The 17912-nt window shown below is 49.9% G+C and carries 25 protein-coding genes and 1 tRNA gene; 12 read left to right on the top strand and 14 right to left on the bottom strand.

Going from position 1 to position 17912, the window contains the following annotated elements; genetic code table 11:
- Window positions 1-454 precede the first annotated feature (454 nt).
- The gene (locus JVX88_RS32670; RefSeq protein ID WP_225931257.1) at window positions 455-1075 is read left to right on the top strand and encodes an amino acid ABC transporter permease; all 621 of its coding nucleotides are present in this window, start codon (window positions 455-457) and stop codon (window positions 1073-1075) included.
- 385 nt (window positions 1076-1460) lie between these two features.
- Here the strand turns inward: JVX88_RS32670 and JVX88_RS41390 are convergent, their stop codons facing one another.
- On the bottom strand, window positions 1461-1592 hold the full coding sequence (locus JVX88_RS41390) for a hypothetical protein (protein WP_263975356.1): 132 nt from the start codon (window positions 1590-1592) through the stop codon (window positions 1461-1463).
- A gap of 344 nt (window positions 1593-1936) precedes the next feature.
- Between JVX88_RS41390 and JVX88_RS32675 the strand changes: the two genes are divergently transcribed.
- From JVX88_RS32675 to JVX88_RS32690, 4 genes are all read left to right on the top strand, one after another.
- Window positions 1937-2383, top strand: coding sequence for a hypothetical protein (locus tag JVX88_RS32675; protein ID WP_211622649.1), 447 nt, complete (start codon window positions 1937-1939; stop codon window positions 2381-2383).
- 43 nt (window positions 2384-2426) lie between these two features.
- Window positions 2427-3077 carry a hypothetical protein gene (locus JVX88_RS32680; RefSeq protein ID WP_410503741.1) on the top strand — a complete coding sequence of 217 codons (651 nt, stop codon included), beginning with the start codon at window positions 2427-2429 and terminating at the stop codon, window positions 3075-3077.
- 97 nt (window positions 3078-3174) lie between these two features.
- Window positions 3175-3477: an acyl carrier protein gene (locus tag JVX88_RS32685; protein WP_211622652.1), complete on the top strand. Its 303-nt coding sequence runs from the start codon at window positions 3175-3177 to the stop codon at window positions 3475-3477.
- Between the two features lie 108 nt (window positions 3478-3585).
- A complete protein-coding gene (locus JVX88_RS32690) occupies window positions 3586-3744 on the top strand; it encodes a hypothetical protein (RefSeq protein ID WP_211622654.1) in 159 nt (52 codons plus the stop codon).
- A gap of 52 nt (window positions 3745-3796) precedes the next feature.
- Here the strand turns inward: JVX88_RS32690 and JVX88_RS32695 are convergent, their stop codons facing one another.
- On the bottom strand, window positions 3797-5017 hold the full coding sequence (locus tag JVX88_RS32695) for a TonB-dependent siderophore receptor (RefSeq protein WP_263975357.1): 1221 nt from the start codon (window positions 5015-5017) through the stop codon (window positions 3797-3799).
- Between the two features lie 303 nt (window positions 5018-5320).
- On the opposite strand from JVX88_RS32695, the gene JVX88_RS32700 reads away from it, so the two are divergent.
- On the top strand, window positions 5321-6277 hold the full coding sequence (locus JVX88_RS32700) for an NAD-dependent epimerase/dehydratase family protein (protein WP_211622658.1): 957 nt from the start codon (window positions 5321-5323) through the stop codon (window positions 6275-6277).
- A 15-nt stretch (window positions 6278-6292) separates the two neighbouring features.
- Here JVX88_RS32700 and JVX88_RS32705 read toward each other — a convergent pair whose 3' ends face one another.
- Both JVX88_RS32705 and JVX88_RS39750 read right to left on the bottom strand, forming a co-directional pair.
- Window positions 6293-6652, bottom strand: coding sequence for an FMN-dependent NADH-azoreductase (locus JVX88_RS32705; protein ID WP_211622660.1), 360 nt, complete (start codon window positions 6650-6652; stop codon window positions 6293-6295).
- Between the two features lie 147 nt (window positions 6653-6799).
- Entirely contained in the window at window positions 6800-7555 is a 756-nt protein-coding gene (locus JVX88_RS39750; protein WP_225931258.1) for a hypothetical protein, read from the bottom strand.
- Between JVX88_RS39750 and JVX88_RS39755 the strand changes: the two genes are divergently transcribed.
- On the top strand, window positions 7542-7826 hold the full coding sequence (locus JVX88_RS39755) for an HAD family hydrolase (protein ID WP_263975358.1): 285 nt from the start codon (window positions 7542-7544) through the stop codon (window positions 7824-7826). The two genes, JVX88_RS39750 and JVX88_RS39755, sit on opposite strands and share 14 nt — an antisense overlap.
- Before the next feature lie 104 nt (window positions 7827-7930).
- Here the strand turns inward: JVX88_RS39755 and JVX88_RS44635 are convergent, their stop codons facing one another.
- The 4 genes from JVX88_RS44635 to JVX88_RS32730 form a co-directional block, all read right to left on the bottom strand.
- Complete coding sequence (locus JVX88_RS44635) at window positions 7931-8065, bottom strand: hypothetical protein (RefSeq protein ID WP_410503742.1); 135 nt, start codon at window positions 8063-8065, stop codon at window positions 7931-7933.
- A 105-nt stretch (window positions 8066-8170) separates the two neighbouring features.
- Window positions 8171-8329, bottom strand: coding sequence for a hypothetical protein (locus JVX88_RS43515; protein ID WP_263975360.1), 159 nt, complete (start codon window positions 8327-8329; stop codon window positions 8171-8173).
- A complete protein-coding gene (locus tag JVX88_RS32725; protein WP_211622666.1) occupies window positions 8316-8528 on the bottom strand; it encodes a type II toxin-antitoxin system VapB family antitoxin in 213 nt (70 codons plus the stop codon). Before JVX88_RS32725 ends, JVX88_RS43515 begins: the two co-directional genes overlap by 14 nt.
- Before the next feature lie 312 nt (window positions 8529-8840).
- Entirely contained in the window at window positions 8841-9584 is a 744-nt protein-coding gene (locus tag JVX88_RS32730) for a protochlorophyllide reductase (RefSeq protein WP_317134526.1), read from the bottom strand.
- 897 nt (window positions 9585-10481) lie between these two features.
- On the opposite strand from JVX88_RS32730, the gene JVX88_RS32735 reads away from it, so the two are divergent.
- Window positions 10482-10572: transfer RNA gene (locus JVX88_RS32735), tRNA-Ser, on the top strand.
- Between the two features lie 73 nt (window positions 10573-10645).
- On the top strand, window positions 10646-11566 hold the full coding sequence (gene gltX / locus JVX88_RS44640; protein ID WP_211622669.1) for a glutamate--tRNA ligase: 921 nt from the start codon (window positions 10646-10648) through the stop codon (window positions 11564-11566).
- Here gltX and JVX88_RS44645 read toward each other — a convergent pair.
- The gene (locus JVX88_RS44645; protein WP_211622671.1) at window positions 11563-11757 is read right to left on the bottom strand and encodes a hypothetical protein; all 195 of its coding nucleotides are present in this window, start codon (window positions 11755-11757) and stop codon (window positions 11563-11565) included. The genes gltX and JVX88_RS44645 overlap by 4 nt on opposite strands.
- Before the next feature lie 94 nt (window positions 11758-11851).
- On the opposite strand from JVX88_RS44645, the gene JVX88_RS44650 reads away from it, so the two are divergent.
- The 3 genes from JVX88_RS44650 (at window position 11852) to JVX88_RS32760 (ending at window position 12974) form a co-directional block, all read left to right on the top strand.
- Complete coding sequence (locus JVX88_RS44650) at window positions 11852-12148, top strand: hypothetical protein (protein WP_211622673.1); 297 nt, start codon at window positions 11852-11854, stop codon at window positions 12146-12148.
- Window positions 12149-12293: 145 nt separating this feature from the next.
- Window positions 12294-12614 (top strand): hypothetical protein, encoded by a 321-nt coding sequence (locus tag JVX88_RS44655; RefSeq protein WP_211622675.1) that lies wholly within the window; start codon window positions 12294-12296, stop codon window positions 12612-12614.
- 84 nt (window positions 12615-12698) lie between these two features.
- The gene (locus JVX88_RS32760; protein ID WP_211622677.1) at window positions 12699-12974 is read left to right on the top strand and encodes a hypothetical protein; all 276 of its coding nucleotides are present in this window, start codon (window positions 12699-12701) and stop codon (window positions 12972-12974) included.
- 353 nt (window positions 12975-13327) lie between these two features.
- On the opposite strand, the gene JVX88_RS32765 is transcribed toward JVX88_RS32760, so the two are convergent.
- The 5 genes from JVX88_RS32765 to JVX88_RS32785 all read right to left on the bottom strand — a co-directional run bounded on the left by JVX88_RS32765 (window position 13328) and on the right by JVX88_RS32785 (window position 17838).
- A complete protein-coding gene (locus JVX88_RS32765) occupies window positions 13328-13999 on the bottom strand; it encodes a hypothetical protein (RefSeq protein WP_211622679.1) in 672 nt (223 codons plus the stop codon).
- Between the two features lie 2 nt (window positions 14000-14001).
- On the bottom strand, window positions 14002-14841 hold the full coding sequence (locus tag JVX88_RS32770; RefSeq protein WP_211622681.1) for a tetratricopeptide repeat protein: 840 nt from the start codon (window positions 14839-14841) through the stop codon (window positions 14002-14004).
- A gap of 71 nt (window positions 14842-14912) precedes the next feature.
- Entirely contained in the window at window positions 14913-15263 is a 351-nt protein-coding gene (locus JVX88_RS32775) for a hypothetical protein (RefSeq protein ID WP_211622683.1), read from the bottom strand.
- Between the two features lie 32 nt (window positions 15264-15295).
- On the bottom strand, window positions 15296-16096 hold the full coding sequence (locus tag JVX88_RS32780; RefSeq protein ID WP_211622685.1) for a carbohydrate kinase family protein: 801 nt from the start codon (window positions 16094-16096) through the stop codon (window positions 15296-15298).
- Window positions 16084-17838, bottom strand: a complete 1755-nt coding sequence (locus JVX88_RS32785; protein WP_225931799.1) for an alkaline phosphatase — start codon at window positions 17836-17838, stop codon at window positions 16084-16086. Before JVX88_RS32785 ends, JVX88_RS32780 begins: the two co-directional genes overlap by 13 nt.
- Window positions 17839-17912 lie beyond the last annotated feature (74 nt).

Below are 17912 nucleotides of genomic sequence, written 5' to 3' on the forward strand. Positions count from 1 at the left end.
CGGAAGACCGCACCTGTAATGTCCTTTTTCCATTAGCTCACACTTGAGTCGCAGGCGTGCTTGACGACCTATCAACCAGATTATTTGCAAACCCGTAGAGCGGACAGCTTGTCTGCTAGCAGGTAGGATGTCTGCTCTACGTCAATTCTGCCTACCTACTCAAGCATCTAGAGGAGTTCGGCTCTATACGAGTATCCAGTAGCCTCGAGCCTAGAAGCAAGGCCCTGCTGTTTTTGCTACCGTTCTAGCAGTTTGCCCGTAGTAAACTTTTGTCACCTCTAGCTAGACCAGACTGGAGAAACCGAAGTATTCTAAGCATTTTTAATGATGCTATTTCCTAGGTGCGATTCATCTGTAGAGCATGTCTAAATCACATCTAAAGTATGTGTAAATTATGTCTAAATTATTGATACAGCATCTATACAGCGCAGAACGGGTGAGGAAAAACTGACGCATGATGTTTCATTGGTTGGATTCGTTTAACCTTAATCAACTCTATCTGCTGGGCCAAACCGGGCTAAATTTGGACTTTTCTAAAATTGTGCCCAGCATTCCCTTCATCCTGCAAGGGGTTGCGGTCACGCTATCGTTTACCATCGTCTCGGCCCTGATCGGCTTTGCTTGGGGAACGGTTCTTTCGATTTTTAAGATTTCTAATATCAAACCGCTAAAGTGGTTCGCTGATTTCTATACCTCGATCTTTCGGGGAACGCCCCTGCTTGTGCAACTGTCCCTGATTTATTTTGCAACTCCCCAGTTAACTGGCTACGCCATTCCTGCGTTTCAAGCAGGCGTAATCACCTTTGCGCTCAACTCTGCTGCCTACAGTTCAGAAACCATTCGCGGTGGTATCTTAGCAGTCGATAAGGGTCAGCGTGAAGCCGCTATGACGCTTGGTGTCACCTATCCCTTGATGATGTGGGACATCATTCTGCCGCAAGCGTTCAAAAATATCCTACCGGCTCTGGTCAACGAAAGTATTGCCCTCCTGAAGGATTCTTCGCTAGTTTCTACCGTTGGGGCACTCGACTTGTTGCGGCGAGGGACAATTGTGGCCTCCGAAAAATTTATCTAGTCGTCCCTGAAAAACCGAATTCAAGCGATCGTGGAAGCTTGAATCAGAGGAGCTGATTTGGCTAGATCTGGGTGAGATGATCACTGCTTAAACCATATCGTGATCGGGCAGGTGATACTCAATGTTCCGCAGACTAGGCAATGTATAGCTGTCTCGCAGAGAATCGCCCCTCCATCACTCAGCCAAGCCCGATCGCCCCTCACCCCAGAATTCGTTCGGCTTTGCCGTCTCGTAGAGAATCGCCCTCCTCCTCCGCTTGAACTATTCGATCGCGCAGCCTGTGCATAGCACGATCAGTTTTTAGGGGAATAGTTCGGTTTGATAGGGTAGAACATTGTGTTTGCACCTAGATAATTTTCGAGTCGTCTTTGGAGGAGTAGAGGCTTCATGTACCTTTTGGTAAATACTTAAAAAGATCATCTAATATTTTATTCACGCCTAAAGGACCATTTGCACCCCATATAGTTGGATCAACTAAATAGACTTGCTTATTTTTGGCTGCTTTAAGTGAAGACATTAAAGGGTTTTGAAGATAAGAGGCTGCTTGACTGACAAAAGTAGAATTATCTGAAAGGCAGATGGAATGGGAGGTTAAGTTTGAACTAAGGTGAGAATAACCACAAACCCATCTTAGCCATGCAACCCACCTCCCGCCTTGATCATGCCCTCTATAAATTTCTCAGTCAACCTGAGCTGAGTTGGGTCGACAACCGTCATTTGCAAACGCTCTCAGAATGTTCACCTCAATGGCTTCGGAGTCTACGTTCTCAGCCGTGCTCAATTTGCTCAGTCCCATCAACGACGGTTTCGTCGCTGGCTATCCAACCGCAGAGTAGACGCAATGGCAACTCACATGTTGTCATGAGGCAAGCTTTATCCGAGTGGGTCAAAGAACGACTCTACCTGAGTTTAGACACCACAATGGGCTGGAACTGTTTCTGCATCGTCTGGGTTAGCGTGGTGCTTCGCGGCAGAACGATTCCTGTCGCTTGGCAAGTTGTGAACCAGTCCAGCAGCACGGTGCGCCTGTGGACGGTGCAACGAGTTCTCAGGCAAACTCAACGGGTGCTTCCGACTGGAGTTGAGGTCGTGCTATTGGCTGACCGGGGCTTTGCATTTAGAGCATCCAACCGTTCAGTGGATGACCACGCCGTATGGGAAACTTTTTGTCGTTATGACGATAAGTTGTGGAGCTATACAGATTGTTCATTATTAGTGATGGCTCAACATTTAGGAGTGTTTGAAGTCGTTTCATTTGACCAGCATATTCGGCAAATGACTGGGTTGGGAATTGTTTGTGTACCTTGAAAAGGGTTGAACGGGGTATACTGAAACAAGATATTGTGCCTATGTGGTGACGGGTTCGGTGAACCAGGCTTGTGTAGAAGCGGGCACCTCTAACTATACCAAGCGCCTGCTGGCCGAAGCCGAAATGCATGACGTGATGATGGCTCCGGCTGCCGACATGTTCGAGATGGGCGTCAAGCTGCAAGTGCTGAAGCGCGGCACACTGTTCCCAGTCCGGGCACAAAAGCTCTACGAAATCTACCGCACCTACGACTCGATCGACGCGATTCCGAAAGACGAACGCGAGCGTCTAGAAAAGCAAATCTTCAAGCAAAGCCTGGATGAAGTCTGGGAAGGCACCGTTGCTTTCTTCCAACAGCGCGACCCCAGCCAGATCGAACGCGCCAGCCAGAATCCCAAACGCAAAATGGCGCTGATCTTCCGCTGGTATCTGGGCTTGTCTTCGCGCTGGTCTAATTCGGGCGAAGCGGGACGGGAATCAGACTATCAGATCTGGTGCGGTCCAGCAATGGGAGCCTTTAACGAATGGGTCAAAGGGTCCTACTTAGCCGATCCAGCCAATCGCCGCGTGGTGGATGTGGCCCATCACATTCTCACTGGAGCCGCCTACCTATATCGGATTCAGGCACTGAAGATGCAGGGCATCTACCTGCCTGCCGACTTCAGCCACTACCAGCCAATGCCTCTGATGTAGTAGCGAGGCCAGCAGGTAATTTTCTGTTTGAGTTGCTTCTAGTTTGTTTAAGTTCAGCATTGCTGTTGTAGATAATTTTTAGGAGATGTATCTCACTATGAGTCAATCCACCTTTAATCACACTGTTCAACCTCCGACTGCTGAGACGATTCAAGCTTGGTTAGTGGCCCAAATTACCGAGCAGATGGGTAGCGATTCTGAAGAGATTGATGTGACTGCGACGTTTGATGTGTTTGGCCTAGATTCGGCTCAAGCGATGCTGATTGCTAGTCGTACTGAAAAGCAATTCGGCTTTAAATTATCACCGAATCTTTTGTGGCGTTATCCCACGATTCAGGCGTTATCCCAGCGGTTGGCCGAAGAAGCCGAAACCGAGGAAACAGAACTATTCGAGATCTAATTGTGACCAGTCTGGTTATTTATCGTTTGCAGATGCAGCATCAGCGGAGATGAATAGCCAATCACGAATTGCTGATAACCAGTACATAATAAACGGTGGAGATAGGTAATGAACGCAACAGAGCTACTGGCAAGCCTGAGTGAGCGCGGGGTGCAAATTTGGGTTGATAATGACAAACTCAGCATTCGCTCGCCCAAAGGTGTGATTACTCCTGAGCTACAGGCAGAACTAACTGCTCTTGAACATGGAATTGCGAACCGTACTTGAGAAATGATGGGCAGATTCATGAGTATTGATTTACAAGCCAAAGTTGACGGCTTTAAAACTCCCAGGACACTGTACCCGATATTGTAAATGGATCACCTCGTAGCACGGAGTCTCTACCACTCACCGAGACAAAATAGTTTTCGTCAAATAGGTTTCTGATGTTTAACGCAACTCGCAGGCGATCGCGTCGATAAAACAGGGCAACGTCAGTACGAAGATAACCCGGTACCTCAAATGAGTTGTCTAAATCTCCTGTACGCTCACCTACATAAAACAGTCCCAAACCAAATCCCAGCCCTCTCAAATCTCCTGATTGAATTTCATAGGTTGTCCAGAGATTGAAGAGATGTTCGGGAGCATTGGCCAAACGATTTCCTGATTCAAATGTATTATCTTCTGTAATCCGGGCATCGGTGTAAGCATAGCCGGCAATAAGATTCCATCCTGGCAAGATTTCACCTGAAAGATCCAACTCGATTCCCTGGCTGCGTTGTTCACCCGTTTGAATCGAGAAGCGAGAATCATCAGGATCAACCGTCAATAAGTTGGAGCGGGTTAAGTTGTATAGGGCGAGGGTCGCTGCTAGTTGGTCATTCAAATCTGCTTTGACACCAATTTCGTATTGTGTGCCCCGTTCTGGTTCAAAAACTTCTCCAGTCGCCGAGCGTCCCTCGGTTGGGTTGAAGGATTGACTATAACTGGCGTAAAGGGAAATGGCAGGGATCGGCTGATAAACGATGCCAACACGAGGCGTAAATGCATTCCCAGATTGCGTGTCTTCTGTATCTGACAGAAAATCGTCAATCCTTTGTTCAAATAGGTCAAATCGCCCTCCCAACAGGAGTTTTAGATTGTCAGCGATCGCAATCTGGTCTTGCAGATAGATACCGAATGAATTAGTCTGACGAGAGTTATCTTCGAATACTGTATCAATGCGACCGATGGGCGGCTGACGATAAACCGGGTCATAAATATCCAGGGGAGCCAATTCTGCCAGGTCAATACCAAAATTATTGAAATTATCCAACAGGCTCCAGTTCATACCAAACAGTAATTGATGTTGCACAGAGCCAGTTGAAAAACGTCCCAAAACGTCGGCGGTAAGGTTGTAGATATTAGCAGCGCTCTCTGAACTGTAGGTAACTCGATTTGCCGTTCGACCATCTTCATCAAGACCCACAAAAAATGACTGGTCGTTATCCGAACCACGCTCAAACGCAACCCGAAAGTCATTTCGCAAAGACCAATTTTCGCTAAATTGTTGCCTTATCAAACGGAGTACCAGCAGTTGCCATTGATTACACGTTAGGACAGGGAAAAGTGAAATCTCTGGCAGAAAAATATCATGTACCTTACCAGGGACTAGACACCATCAGCGCTGAATTTATTGCTTCATCACTATCCCCAATCTTGACAGGAAAAGCTAACGATTCAGTCGTTGCATTTCAAAAACGAACATTGACCTTTAAATATTCTGTAAAGGTTTTGATTACATCACTTAGTAAATAATCGGAGCTGCTACTGTGAGTGTATGGGGAGAATATAGTTTTACTGTTGTGCGGCTAGAGGTCAGGCGATGAATAGAGTGCTGGTGATTGGTGGAGCAGGCTTTATTGGGTCTGCATTAATTGCTGAGTTACAAAGTTATAACTACGAAATTTTCGTAATTGATAATCTTTCCTTTGGCAATCGAGAGTTTATTCACATTCCTGACAGCCACTTCTTCAAGGTTGATATTTTAAATCAGCATGATCTTGAGCTAGCAATTACAAGAATCAATCCCACCTGGATTATTCATCTGGCCGCGATTCATTTTATCCCCTATTGTAATCAAAATCCCTTTGCATCCAGCAATATCAATATCAAAGGCGTGATAAATGTCCTCCAGGCTGCTAGGCAATTAAAGCAGTTAAGCAAAATGTTCTTTGCTTCGACCGCTGCGGTCTATCCCATTTGTGACTACGCTATTCCAGAAGAGCAACAGCCAGAGCCAATGGATATTTATGGCTTGACTAAACTAACTGGTGAACATCTGGTTCATCAATTTCACTTGCAGACCTCTATTCCCACAATCATTTGCCGATTTTTTAATGCGTTCGGTCCTAACGAAACTAATCCTCACTTAATTCCTGAGATTCAGCGGCAGATTAATACTGGGTTAAGAACGATTCGCTTAGGTAATCTGGAGCCGAAGCGGGATTTTATCCATACCTCTGATATGGTGTGGGCAACTAGATTATTGTTAGAAAAATTTGACATAGGAATTGATACATTCAATCTAGGTAGTGGTAAAGAGTATTCGGTGCTTGATGTCGTGAAAGCATTTGAACGGCAATTAGGAGAACCAATTACAATCGAAGTAGATCCAGCCAGGGTTAGAAAAGTCGAGCGAATGCATCTACTGGCAGATATTTCTAAGCTAACCTCAAGGATTAACTGGGAGCCTCGGATGAGCTTAGATGAAGGTATCAAAACTTTGATCAAAGCGCAACCATTAATCGAATTGGCGAATCTTCATACTGGACGAAAATAAACCATAATTGTTTACTCAGAAGGTACGTCCAGCGCGAACAATCTGGTCAATGTACGCTTTGAAGTTGGCAGGAATGGTGAAGTTATACATGGGGACACCGAACACATACCGATCTGCGACTAGTAATTCATCGATTAACTCATCGGATGGGCGAATTGCCTCTGCTAGTTCGGGGGTGTAGCTAGCTGGATCGCTAAAAGCGGCGGCAATCCAGGTTTCTGTTACCAGCGGTACCGGATCATGGCCCAGATCGCGGTAGGTAACTGTGTCGTCTGGGTAGGTAGCTTTCCAACCATTGATAAACTCATGGGTCAGGGTGCGAGAAATCGACCGCTCTCCCCGTGGGCTGGAATCCACATGCAAAATATGCGCCATAGCTAAGCTCCATTCAGATAGGGTTTGGGTGATGTCGTCTACAGCCAATGGCTGTAGCGTCTTTCCTCATGCTAAGGATAGGCGCTAATTTTGGAAAGTAGTTACTTAAAAGTAAGTTTGTCCTGATTGCTCAAACATCAATTTCAATCAGTTCAGGTCGGTGGCCATGCGGCTAAAAAGTTTCTGGGACTCGGTCTGAATGATTTGGTATTGCTCCAGAATCGGCGCGATCTCCTGATTCTCCCGCTCCACATAGTCATAGAACTGAACGAAAATCCGCTCGACTTCTTCGTAGATTAAACTCAGCTTTTGACTCAAGCGTTCTGTGACTTCGATTTTGAATTTGTCTTTTTCGTTATCTAAAGCTTGCTCAAATCGTTGAATGATCTGATTGCGCTGCCATGCAATCCCAACGGCAAATAGCACCAGGCCAACTCCAGCAAAGGCAATCCCAATTGCATCGAGAATTGCTTCCGCCACCGTAAACTGAACAATGTGCAGAATCATTCCTGCAACTGCTGCGAAGGCTCCACCTACAATTTCGGCGGCCATGTTATCGGCGTTAGTGGAAAGGGAGTCCACTAATCCAGCATCGCTAAACAGCCGCTCAACTTTGCAGCGCACGCTCTCAATTACTTCTTGGCGGCGTTCCAGGACTTTAATCGAAATGCTGCTGTTGGGAATTTGACTAGTTTGGATCTGGTTGAGGTCTTGGGTCAGTCCCTCTAGGAGCTGACGGATGCCATCTACAAAGTGCTGTGCGCCTTCATTGGCGACTTCTTCTAGGGAATCCTTCAGGTCACGCTGGCAGCGTTCTTGGAAGTCGTTGATCCAGGACTGCATCGAAGCTTCCTTGTTGAAGATACCGGCAAAGGAGCGGCGAATCACGGTGAAGACTGACAAACTTTCACGAAACTCGCGTTTGATGCGGCTGGGATATCCGAGTCTCAACCTCAAGCCAGCCGAATGTTTGGCGATCGAAGACACGCCAGCCGGAATTCAAGCGGCAAAAGCTGCCGGAATGCAGGTGGTTGGGGTTGCCAATTCTTACCCATTTCATATGATGCAGCGACAAGCGAACTGGGCCGTGGATTACCTGTCAGATTTGGAGTTTGAGCGAGTGCGACAGGTGTTTGCGGGAGAGAAACCGCTTGTGGAGAGCGTAGAAGGGTAGCAAAATTTGTCTATGTTCTGCAAGTGTAATTGTTAGATTGCGCCTTCCAAGGTACGATCGCACACCTTGCAATGACCGATATCTTCTCAACGTGCTAAAGAAACTCAAGGTTGAAAACGAAAGTGCTGGAGCGATCGCACTTGAGCAATGGTTTCAAAATCGCGATCGTTATGAATCAGAAGCAAGTCATGCTCTAAAGCAGCTTGAGCGATGCAGCAATCAATTGGACTGCGAACCATCAACCCTTGGCAACGCAAATCGCAGTAAATCCGCGCAGCCGCTTGCCAAGAATCACCTGCGAGTTCAATGTAATCCTGAGTTTTAAGGTAGGTTGGGAGAAGCGTCTACTCTTTTTCATTCAGGCTCCCCTGAAGCAGTTCAAGCTGCATGAAGCGAGTAAGCAGAACTGCACGGTCATTGATCAAGACTTCGAGTTTTTGGCGGATTTGACTCGTGCGATCGCGAAAGACACTAACCCAAACAGACGTATCAATCAGCAGCATGGCGAGTCTCGCGCAATGCCTTGTGGTCAAAATCCTCGGTAAATTGAATTTGCCCCGCGAGGTCGAGAAGGTTTTTCTTACGGCGCGATCGTACAAGTTCTCGAAGAGCTAAATTAACTAATTCCTCCTGGTCAGTGAGGTTGGTGAGTTGCAAAGCTTCGTTGAGAAGTGAGTCATCGAGATTGAGAGTAGTTTGCATAAGAGAAACGGTTGGATGACCAGCACTAGGGTTCAGTATAACTAAGTCTCGGCATAATTAAAAACCAGATTCAAAACCCTGCAGCGCCCGCTGCGCAGGGTTTTGGGTTTTATGTTTAATTATGCTCATCTACTTAAAGGATTGAGACTCCATTCAGCCGCTGACAGAACACTAATTCTGAATTTTGAGCTTACCCTTTTGCTGTAATTTTTTGAAAGCCTCTTGCAACTCTAGTGAGAACTCACGAAAATCGATTCCGCCATATTAAGTTCTTTGGCTTATCTTTGGCTTAAACTTGAAATCCCATCTCTGTTAGTCCTTGTCGGAGGCGCTTGGCTTCGCTGAGATTGATAGAGGCGTATCGGCCACACAGCCCGGATAGATCGAGCTAAACACAATCCCGGTGGAATCGTGATAGCGGCGATGCAGTTCCCGCACCGTAATCATATTGCAGAGCTTGCTGTCTTTATAGGCTTTACCGGGCTTAAACTTTTTACCATCAATCATCGAAATTGGCGCTTTGAATCCAGCCTCTAGCCCCTTCAAATCACCCAGATCGGCAGGAGCCGGAATTGGAATCTTGCCGCCCAGTTCTTTAGAATTGGCTGTTACCGTGCCTAAAATTACCAGTCGTTTGTCCGGTGCGGGTGATTTTTGCAAATCTTCCAGCAGCAGATTGCACAGCAGAAAATGGCCGAAGTGATTGGTAGCCACGCTCAGCTCATAACCTTCTGGACTGCGCAACGGCTCTTTCAGTAACGGCATATACACGGCGGCATTGCAAACTAATGCATCGAGCGATTTACCGCTAGCCCGAAAGGAATTGACAAACTGCCGCACACTAGCCAGGGAACCTAAATCGATGTGCATGATCGTATAGCTGCCGGCCGGCATTCCCACTGACTGAGCGGCCTTTTCTGCCTTTTCCAAATTTCGGCAGGCCATGACCACATGCCAGCCCCGCTTCGTGAGCGCTTTCGCGGCGTATAAACCTACTCCCGATGAAGCACCCGTAATAACGACGGTTTTCTGATTCTGTTCCTGATTCTGTACCATTTTCTTAAAACGCGGTTTGCTGTTGACTGAATTATTGACGGATTGATTTTTGTTGGCTCTATACCCATTTGCAGTTCACATTCGCTATGCACTTGTCATCATTAATGTGGCTATGTGAATGTACCCTGCGGTTACTCATCATATCGAGAAAGGTTGCCCATTCCAACTGAAAATAGGGCGATCAATCGCCTGAATTTGTATTTCTTTACAATTGATGTTTTGGTCCAAAATTTGCTATGTTTCGCCGCTATAAATTCTCTGATCGCATTTAGTTGAATCTGAATTGATCGCTAATCGACCGAAGCATAGGCAGCAGTCTTGCCGAATCATTGATAAGTTTACTGCTAGGTTTGTAAGGCTTGATTGAGTTGATTGTTCTACTAGTTCGTAGCGGTTCTTTAGCCGCGAGGAGCATGTTGGGGAACCACAGGGACATAAAGTTACAGAGGCACAAACAAAGATAGAAACAGAGGAAATTGAGCTACTGCACGATAAAATCAGCAAGCTGCGAAAAAAAGAGATGGGTGAAGTGATGCAATTATTGCGAGAACAACAACAGCAGTTGCATGATAACGAACAAATATTAAGAGCCGTCTGAGGAGCCGCTGAAATAACACAAAGGATGGCAACTAAGAATATGCCGATCTTTTGATGTCTATTGTTTTGTGGGTTGCCTGTCATTTGAAACACAAAACCCCGGCCCGCTGGATAAGATCCTGCGTTCCCCTGGTCAATGAACAGCTTTTACTTCGCTGTTCCGAGCGACTAGGTTATTTTCGTCCCAAAAATCAACACTGTCAAGCATAAATGGTCCGGATCGTATGTGCCTGAGATGCGATAAACTTGACAAAGTTTGCCCTCAGGCTAGAATTAAACATTGCTTTCCAGCGTTCTACCGGAGACGTGGCTGAGTGGCTGAAAGCGGCGGTTTGCTAAACCGTTGTACTCCAAAAGGGTACCACAGGTTCGAATCCTGTCGTCTCCGCCATCAAATTCAGCGGCCGCCTGCACCAGTGGGCGGCCTTTGCGTTCTTTGCGGCTTTCCGTGAAAATCATCGTTTATGATTACTCGCGTCAGATTCGCACCTTCGCCGACCGGCTATCTGCATATCGGCTCGGCGCGCACCGCTCTTTTCAACTATCTTTACGCACGCCACACCGGCGGTAAGTTCCTGCTTCGTATCGAGGATACGGACCTTGCACGCTCAACCGAAGAATCGACGCGCTCGATACTCGAAGGGCTTGAGTGGCTCGGTTTCGCTCCTGATGAAGAGATCGTGTTTCAGTCTGACAATGCCGAAAAACACCGTGAGACCGCCCGAAAACTGCTCGCAGAAGGAAAGGCGTATCGCGATTTCACGCCGAAAGAAGCTCCTTCGGACGCTAACGTAAAGGACGCGATCAAGGAACGCGCCCGTGCTCAAGGCGCCGACAAGAATATGCGCGACAATCCCTATCGCGATTTGCCGCGTGACGAATCCGACGCACGAGCCGCCGCGGGCGAGCCTTTCGCGATACGGCTGAAAGTCCCCGAAACCGGCAAGACGTCGTTTGAGGATCAGGTTTACGGACTGCAGGAGCGTGATTATGCCGAGATCGAGGACCTCGTTCTGCTGCGTTCGGACGGACATCCTCTCTATAACCTCGCGGTCGTCTGCGACGACATCGAGATGCAGATCACGCACGTCATTCGCGGCCAGGACCATCTGACGAACACGCACAAACAGATCCTCATTTACGAAGCGCTCGGCGTCACGCCTCCGACATTCGCGCATCTGCCGCTCATAATGGCGCCGAACAAGGGCAAGCTGTCGAAACGCAAACACGGCGAGGTCGTTTCGATGACGACGTATCGCGACGCGGGCTTTGTCCCAGTACGTGTTGCCGCCCCAGAAATACCCGGCCCAGTTCGTCGGCGCTCCGGAGGCAAATCCTTCCACGCCGATGTTCGTACTGGACGAGGGGCCGATCGCACGCCCTAAGACGCCCGTTCCGCCGACGGCCCCGGAGCTGGTACTGGCCTCGCCCAAGACACCATAACGATGCCCTGCGGTACCGATTGCATTACCGTAAACCCCAACGGTCGCACCGGTGCCCGGGCCGGAGTCTGCCCGTGCGAAAACGCCGTATCGGCCGCCTGTGAAAAAGCCACCCGTGCCCGCACCAGGACCATTTACTGAGCGTCCTTGCACCGCAAAACCTTCATTGGGGCCCGTGAAGGTGTTTTCGACGTTTAGGATCGTGCTTCCCGCACTCGCTCCGGTCACATGCAGTCTCGATCCGGGCGTGGTCGTGCCGATCCCGATATTCCCGGACGTGCTGAACCGCATGACCTCGATATTGTTCGGCCGAAGCGTCAGGTCTTTGCCGTTCGTGCCCAGCTCAACGGTGTCGTTTCTCGCGCCGAGTCCGGCGTTTGCACCGATATAACCGATGTAGCCGCGATAGGTATTCGTATGGTCCGAATATGTTGTTTGCGAATAGTAACCGTCCTGTGCTTGAAAGTTAACGACTGCATTACCAAGAAACGGACGAACGAGCAGTCCGACAATTCTGTTGTTTAAACCATAAGCAAAAAAATCACCGTAATGCTGAGTTCTTCCGGCAAAATCCTTGTTGCCGCCGACGGTTTGATCGGTCGAAAGATCGACAAAATTTTTTGTCGAGCTGCCCGTGCCGCCATTAGAGATCGCTAGCGTTCCGCTCGTAATGTTCGCGGCGTTGAGGTTCGTCAGGCCCGAGCCGTTGGCGGCGAGCGGCCCCGGAATCACTACCGCGTCCTCGCCGGTGCTTCGGCCGAGGGCTATGGTGTTGCTCGATGAGACAGAGGAGAGGGCTCCGATTGCGGTGGCGAAGCTGAGGTTGTTGCTAAGGACATTCGCCCCCGCCCCGATGATGGTGTTGTTCGATCCCGTTAGATTTGCATCGCCTGTTCCGGCGCCGATGAAAGTGTTGTTCGACCCGCTGGAATTGTTGAAGCCCGCGGAACTTCCGAAGAACGCGTTCATTTGCCCGCTAGAGTTAGACTGACCGGCGTTGATCCCGGCGAAGAAGTTAAACGACCCGGGAGCGCTCAATACCCGGTTTCCTCCCAGGTTGAACTGGCTCACCGCATTGAGAATATTCGCGGTGCCGTTGCCGCTGATGTTGAAATCGGTCGATGTCGTGTCGCTGGAGAAATTCGCCGTGCCGGCGATATCCGCGAATCCCGCATCGCCTGAGCGGATAGCATATGGAGCCGACGAGACAAACTGCCGGGGCGTCAGCGTTACGAAAGGCTCGGCGGAGCCCGCCGGCTTGACGGAGATCTCAAGCCAGCGCTCAGCCAAACTGGGGAATGACGTGCTCAGCACGTCAATCTCAACGGTGAATATGCCGTTGACCGCCTGAACGCCGTTTTGCGTAATCACGGGCCCAGCGGGCGTCCCGTTTATCGGGGCGTCAAAGAATTGGAACTGCATGTCGTAGGCACCGTTCGCGGAGCTCCCGCCGCTTGTGAGCTTGCCCTGGTAGGTGACGACGGCGATCTGTGCGAAGGAAACCGAAGCAAGAAGCGGGAGAAGAAATGTAAAGATAAGGGCTTTGTTTCGCATATGACTCCTTTTTCGGCGGCTTCATCAGCACGCAAAACTGTAACCGTTGGGCGGCGCGAACATGGAATCGACGAGCGGCGTCCGATGCAAGTGGCCGTAATAATCATGTCAGGTGATAACGGCAGAGCGACCCGCGCACCGCCGCAGCGTTCAGTTCGTAATGGACTGAGTGCCGTTGATCTTTTTGAGAGTTGCTTCAGCAGCTGCAGCTATTTGCGGCGTAAGAACGTCCTCACCGTCCTTTTTTGCCTTTTGCTTGCTCATGGTCGCAGGTATTATCGGCGAACCGTCTGCGGCAGTAAGTCGATATTCAAAGGTGACTTCATCTTTTGATTTGAAACCGCCAGACATCGACGCAACGCTGATCGCGGTCGATGCGGCTGTTGCGGCAACTGCACCCGCGATGCCGCCGACTCCCGGGATCATTCCGGCCATGCCGCCGAGCATTCCGAGGCCTCCCATACCGCCTCCGCCCTTCTTGCGGGTGACCTTGCTGATGAATATGAAGTCGCATTTCTTTAGCTTTGCTTCCTTTTCCGGCAAAGCTGATTCTAGAAAGACCACCTCCACATTTTCCTCAGTAAGCGCAACTTGCAGCGTATTGCGAACCGCCATTGGAGTATCAGCAAAGCTGAAATCTTTGCCCATTTCGGCGACAGGCGAAGATACACCTATCCTGATCACACCCGCTTTCTTTTCGTGTGCCGAGGTCGGTGAACTTATGAGGTAAGCATCCTTGACCTCGGGTGAAATGTTCTGTGAAAAACCGTAGATCGATCCTAGGGATAAGATTACGAGGATGATAATTGTTCTTGTGCACATATTTAATTTTTAACCTCCGTTTTTGTATCAAGCCGCTTTCTGACAAGAGCTAGTGCCCGTCCTAAGTAGGCTTCTGCGTAGTCTGGCTTGAGCTGAATCGCTTGATCAAAGTCAGCTAGAGCAAGTTCTGCGGCTCCCAAGCTGGAGTAGACAAAGCCCCGGTTGTAGTAGGCGATCGCAGAGTCCGGCATTAGCTCTACGGCCTGATCCAGATCAGCCAATGCCGCTTCCAAATCGTTGATTTCGTAATAAAGGCTGCCCCGATTCAGATAGGCATCACCGTATTTGCTGTCTTCCTCGATCGCCTGGGTAAATTCCGCAATTGCCCGAGCCGGATGGTTTGTGGCCTTCTGCACCAAGCCGCGGTAGAAGTAGGCGGGAGCGGATTCTGGATTGAGGACCAGCACCTGATCCAGGTCGGCCATTGCTTCAGCGTAGTCCCCCAGTTTGTAACGCACAATGCCCCGATACAGATAGGCATCTACCAGCCCAGGGGCTAGTTCGATAGCCCGATTGTAGTCCTGCAAAGCCGCGCTGTAGTCTCCTAGAGCCGCATGGGTAATCCCCCGCTGTAGATAGGGTCGCGCATCGTTGGGGTTGGCCCGAATTGCCAGGTCAAAACTAGCTAGCGCGTCGCGATATTCTTGTCGTCTCAGCTGAGTTAGGCCCGTTTTATATGCCTTTTCGGCTGTGGCTGGATCCAATGGCGCTGTGGAGCGGGTCGATGCCGCAGGGGTTGAAGGGGGTGCGGATTGAGCCAAACTTGGCAGAGTCAACAGTGGTGTTGAAATTCCGGTCAAGACAATGCCCAACGAGGTGACGACCCGGTATAGGGAATTCATGGTATTTACCCTCAAAATCGGTGCAGGTGTAATCACTTCATGAAGGATTCCCTATCTTGCGGCAAATTTCATCAAGCAGGCTGTATCTGTAGCTGCATCTGGAGTTGCAAATTATGGGGCAAGTCATTAGGCTTAGATTGCTCTAGTAGCAGAGGTTTGGGGTGCTCCAACAGCAAATTCAGGCGTTCTTGAAGCAACGATAAAAAGAAAGCAATTTCCGCTTCCGCACTTTCTCGCAAGGAGGTAGCCAGGTGATCGCGCACCAAGGTGTAGGACTCGACCGCGCTTTCCAGCCGATCAAACAGCTCGTGGGTGGGTGAATTTTCGTAGAGTTGGGCTGCCGAAGCCAGCCATTCTTCGGCTTCTACAACGTCAAGCGGCTGTTGGGCGAGTAGTTCCAATTCAGCAAAATCAATATCCATACGATCAACCTCCTGGTAGAAATTTCCCTGCGTTAAAAAGTGGAGAGTAAATTAATTAGATCTCGGATGTCGATATGGCTTCCATCCTGCATATAAGCGGATGCGCCGTGTTTTCCGCGTTTGACGATCAATGTGCCAGCCAATGAACGCATCAGCGTCGGAATATCTGGAGCAAGTGCCGCAGATTCGTTCTCATTGGGGAAAAAGACATCCGTTTCTGCAAGCACACCCACCAGCCAGGGATTGTTCATCCATGCTTCCATGGGATCCCAGCCTGTATCCAGCGATGTGGTAAGCCCCTGCCTGCGTGCCTGCTGGAAGATAGATGCCAATTGGGGCTGAAGCCCGGTTTGCAGAAAGAACGATCCGACGTGGAGATGCGTATACTTTGCCAGCATAGCCGTTGTGATCTTCGAGCCATCGAACATAGCGATGGTTCCGGGATAGGTCAGCAGGGCGCGATCTTGTGCATAGGTCAGCGCGATCGTGACCCCGGTAGGCGAATCGATGATCTCAACAGCGTCTGTATGCACCCCAAAGTGCTTCAGTTGAGCGAGCACAAATCGACCGATGTCATCACGACCTGCCACGCCCACAAAATCGACAGCGAAGTCGGGCTCTTCTGCGCCGAGCGCTGCCAGGCGCGCAGCAGTGATGGCTGAGGAACTGCCGAGCGCCATGGTAAAGCCAGTGCCGATCAGCTCACGGCCCAGAATCGGCAGAGAAGGCAGACCGGACAGAATCAGGTCTGCGTTCAATTCTCCTGCAACCAGGATGCGACGCATTTTTACCTGCTGTAGGGTGTGTGATGCCAATTCATTCAGTTCATCCATTCCGGCAGGTCAGCCGCCTCAACTGCTGTCATTTCATCGAACATCTGGCGGATTTCGGCAGGGGAACACACGGCCGCTGTCAGAGGATCGAGCAGCAGGGCATGAAATGCAGCCTCGCGATTTTTCTCAAGCAGGGCAGTGACGACCAGATCGTGAACAGCCATATGCTGCTGATCAAGCGCGGCAAGCTGCGCTGGCAGCGAACCGAAGTACGTAGGCTGAATGCCGTTCCGATCGACCAGACAGGCAACCTCCACCACACCGCCATCGGGCAAATTGGTGATCAGCCCGGTATTTTTCACATTTCCATACACCACAGCTGGTGTATCCGATTCAATGGCTTCCATGATTTGTGAGGCGTATTCAACCCCCCGTTTCAGCTCAGGCTCCAGCTCACCCCTGAGCATCTGACGCACGCGCTCTGCTGCCCGTTCACGCCACTGTGGCCAGTTGTTGGCATAGTATCCTGTTTCCCCAAGATACCCTGAACGCATATATTTCTCTACCAGGTCCGGGCGCTCCCAGCCAACCGCAAAGTTGCTCATCGGGCCATCCAGGCTATCTTTGGCGGCAAAGGGTTTCCAGGGAAATTCTTCGCTGGCCGTGCTGCCGTTGGCTCCATCCAGGAAGTTCTTGGTATTGCTGGTGGTGGGATTGACGTTGACGAACGGCACCTGCGGTTCACTGTCGAGCAGATAGGAATTGTTGGTGAAGTTACCGGAGGGGCGGGTGTAGGGCAAGTATTGGAATACCTGCAAACCGCCCGCATCGCTGTCGGCTGCCGTAATCACCATCGTATTGGGATCGACCTGATCCACATAGTTCATGGCAACTCCAATCGCCGCATCAGCTCGCCGCGTCGCTTCGATGGTACCCACCGCGTTGTTGGGATTTCCGAAGTTATCAGTGCCTTCTTCTTCCAGCACCACAAAGAAGCCATCTTGATCACGCTGAGCAATCTTCAGCGAGGCTTCCAGCATTTCGGCTACTGTCGGTGCAGTTTCCACATAGAGGGGCTTGGGATTAGTGCTGTTTAACTCTAGTTCTTCCTCATTCTGATCATCAAATGTGGCTTTAGCTGCAAACACACCCAGCAGTTTTTCGGGTGGATTGGCGCTGTTTACCACCTGATTCATTTGCTCTTCGGTGTATACAACCGTATATCCCAAAGATTTCGCTAACTCGATCAGGTTTTGAGTCGGACGCCGTTCCGGGCGAGTTTCGGATTGGTCGATTTCAGCCGTAACGTGAAATCCGGTGGTGCCAATCGGCAGCATATACAGCTCACCACCACCCATGATTATATTCGTTCCCGACCGAATCACCTGCTCGATAATCTCAGCGTACTTGTCGCGTGCACGAGTATTATCGCCATCCCGATTCGTGGTAGCCGCCGCGAAGGCAGCTGAGCCAGGTTCAGCCAAATGTCCGGACTGGATCAATACCGTTGCTTTACCAGCATCAATCGCTTCCTCTAGAATCGTTTTACCTGTGTTACCCGATAGAGGCGTGACGATGGAATTGTCTTCCTCTAAGCCAAAGGACTCGGCAAATACTTTGACGCCATTCGCGTGGGTAACAGCTCCGGCATTTGAGGTGCCAGTGAGCTGATCCTCCATGTGGCCCAAATAGACACCTGTATTTGACATGTTGTCCCAGTTGAGCCGACCATCCGGCCCCTGATCCACATTGCGCAAGGCCATGTAGTGGGAGGGACTAGCACCATCGGGGTGAATGAAGATGACATTGCCAGTTTCCTTGGTTGCCGCAGGTGCAGGCTTAGGTGCTGGTACGCGCGAGGGTAATTCTTAGCCCA

The organism is Leptolyngbya sp. 7M (assembly GCF_018128485.1).

Bases quoted from the DNA above. Each gene is read 5' to 3' on its own strand.
- JVX88_RS32670 (WP_225931257.1), top strand. From the start codon at position 455: ATGATGTTTCATTGGTTGGATTCGTTTAACCTTAATCAACTCTATCTG.
- JVX88_RS41390 (WP_263975356.1), bottom strand. From the start codon at position 1,592: ATGTCTTCACTTAAAGCAGCCAAAAATAAGCAAGTCTATTTAGTTGAT.
- JVX88_RS32675 (WP_211622649.1), top strand. From the start codon at position 1,937: ATGAGGCAAGCTTTATCCGAGTGGGTCAAAGAACGACTCTACCTGAGT.
- JVX88_RS32685 (WP_211622652.1), top strand. From the start codon at position 3,175: ATGAGTCAATCCACCTTTAATCACACTGTTCAACCTCCGACTGCTGAG.
- JVX88_RS32690 (WP_211622654.1), top strand. From the start codon at position 3,586: ATGAACGCAACAGAGCTACTGGCAAGCCTGAGTGAGCGCGGGGTGCAA.
- JVX88_RS32700 (WP_211622658.1), top strand. From the start codon at position 5,321: ATGAATAGAGTGCTGGTGATTGGTGGAGCAGGCTTTATTGGGTCTGCA.
- JVX88_RS32705 (WP_211622660.1), bottom strand. From the start codon at position 6,652: ATGGCGCATATTTTGCATGTGGATTCCAGCCCACGGGGAGAGCGGTCG.
- JVX88_RS44635 (WP_410503742.1), bottom strand. From the start codon at position 8,065: ATGGTTCGCAGTCCAATTGATTGCTGCATCGCTCAAGCTGCTTTAGAG.
- JVX88_RS43515 (WP_263975360.1), bottom strand. From the start codon at position 8,329: ATGCTGCTGATTGATACGTCTGTTTGGGTTAGTGTCTTTCGCGATCGC.
- JVX88_RS32725 (WP_211622666.1), bottom strand. From the start codon at position 8,528: ATGCAAACTACTCTCAATCTCGATGACTCACTTCTCAACGAAGCTTTG.
- JVX88_RS32730 (WP_317134526.1), bottom strand. From the start codon at position 9,584: ATGGTACAGAATCAGGAACAGAATCAGAAAACCGTCGTTATTACGGGT.
- gltX (WP_211622669.1), top strand. From the start codon at position 10,646: ATGATTACTCGCGTCAGATTCGCACCTTCGCCGACCGGCTATCTGCAT.
- JVX88_RS44645 (WP_211622671.1), bottom strand. From the start codon at position 11,757: ATGGTCCTGGTGCGGGCACGGGTGGCTTTTTCACAGGCGGCCGATACG.
- JVX88_RS44650 (WP_211622673.1), top strand. From the start codon at position 11,852: ATGCAGTCTCGATCCGGGCGTGGTCGTGCCGATCCCGATATTCCCGGA.
- JVX88_RS44655 (WP_211622675.1), top strand. From the start codon at position 12,294: ATGTTCGCGGCGTTGAGGTTCGTCAGGCCCGAGCCGTTGGCGGCGAGC.
- JVX88_RS32765 (WP_211622679.1), bottom strand. From the start codon at position 13,999: ATGTGCACAAGAACAATTATCATCCTCGTAATCTTATCCCTAGGATCG.
- JVX88_RS32770 (WP_211622681.1), bottom strand. From the start codon at position 14,841: ATGAATTCCCTATACCGGGTCGTCACCTCGTTGGGCATTGTCTTGACC.
- JVX88_RS32775 (WP_211622683.1), bottom strand. From the start codon at position 15,263: ATGGATATTGATTTTGCTGAATTGGAACTACTCGCCCAACAGCCGCTT.
- JVX88_RS32780 (WP_211622685.1), bottom strand. From the start codon at position 16,096: ATGGATGAACTGAATGAATTGGCATCACACACCCTACAGCAGGTAAAA.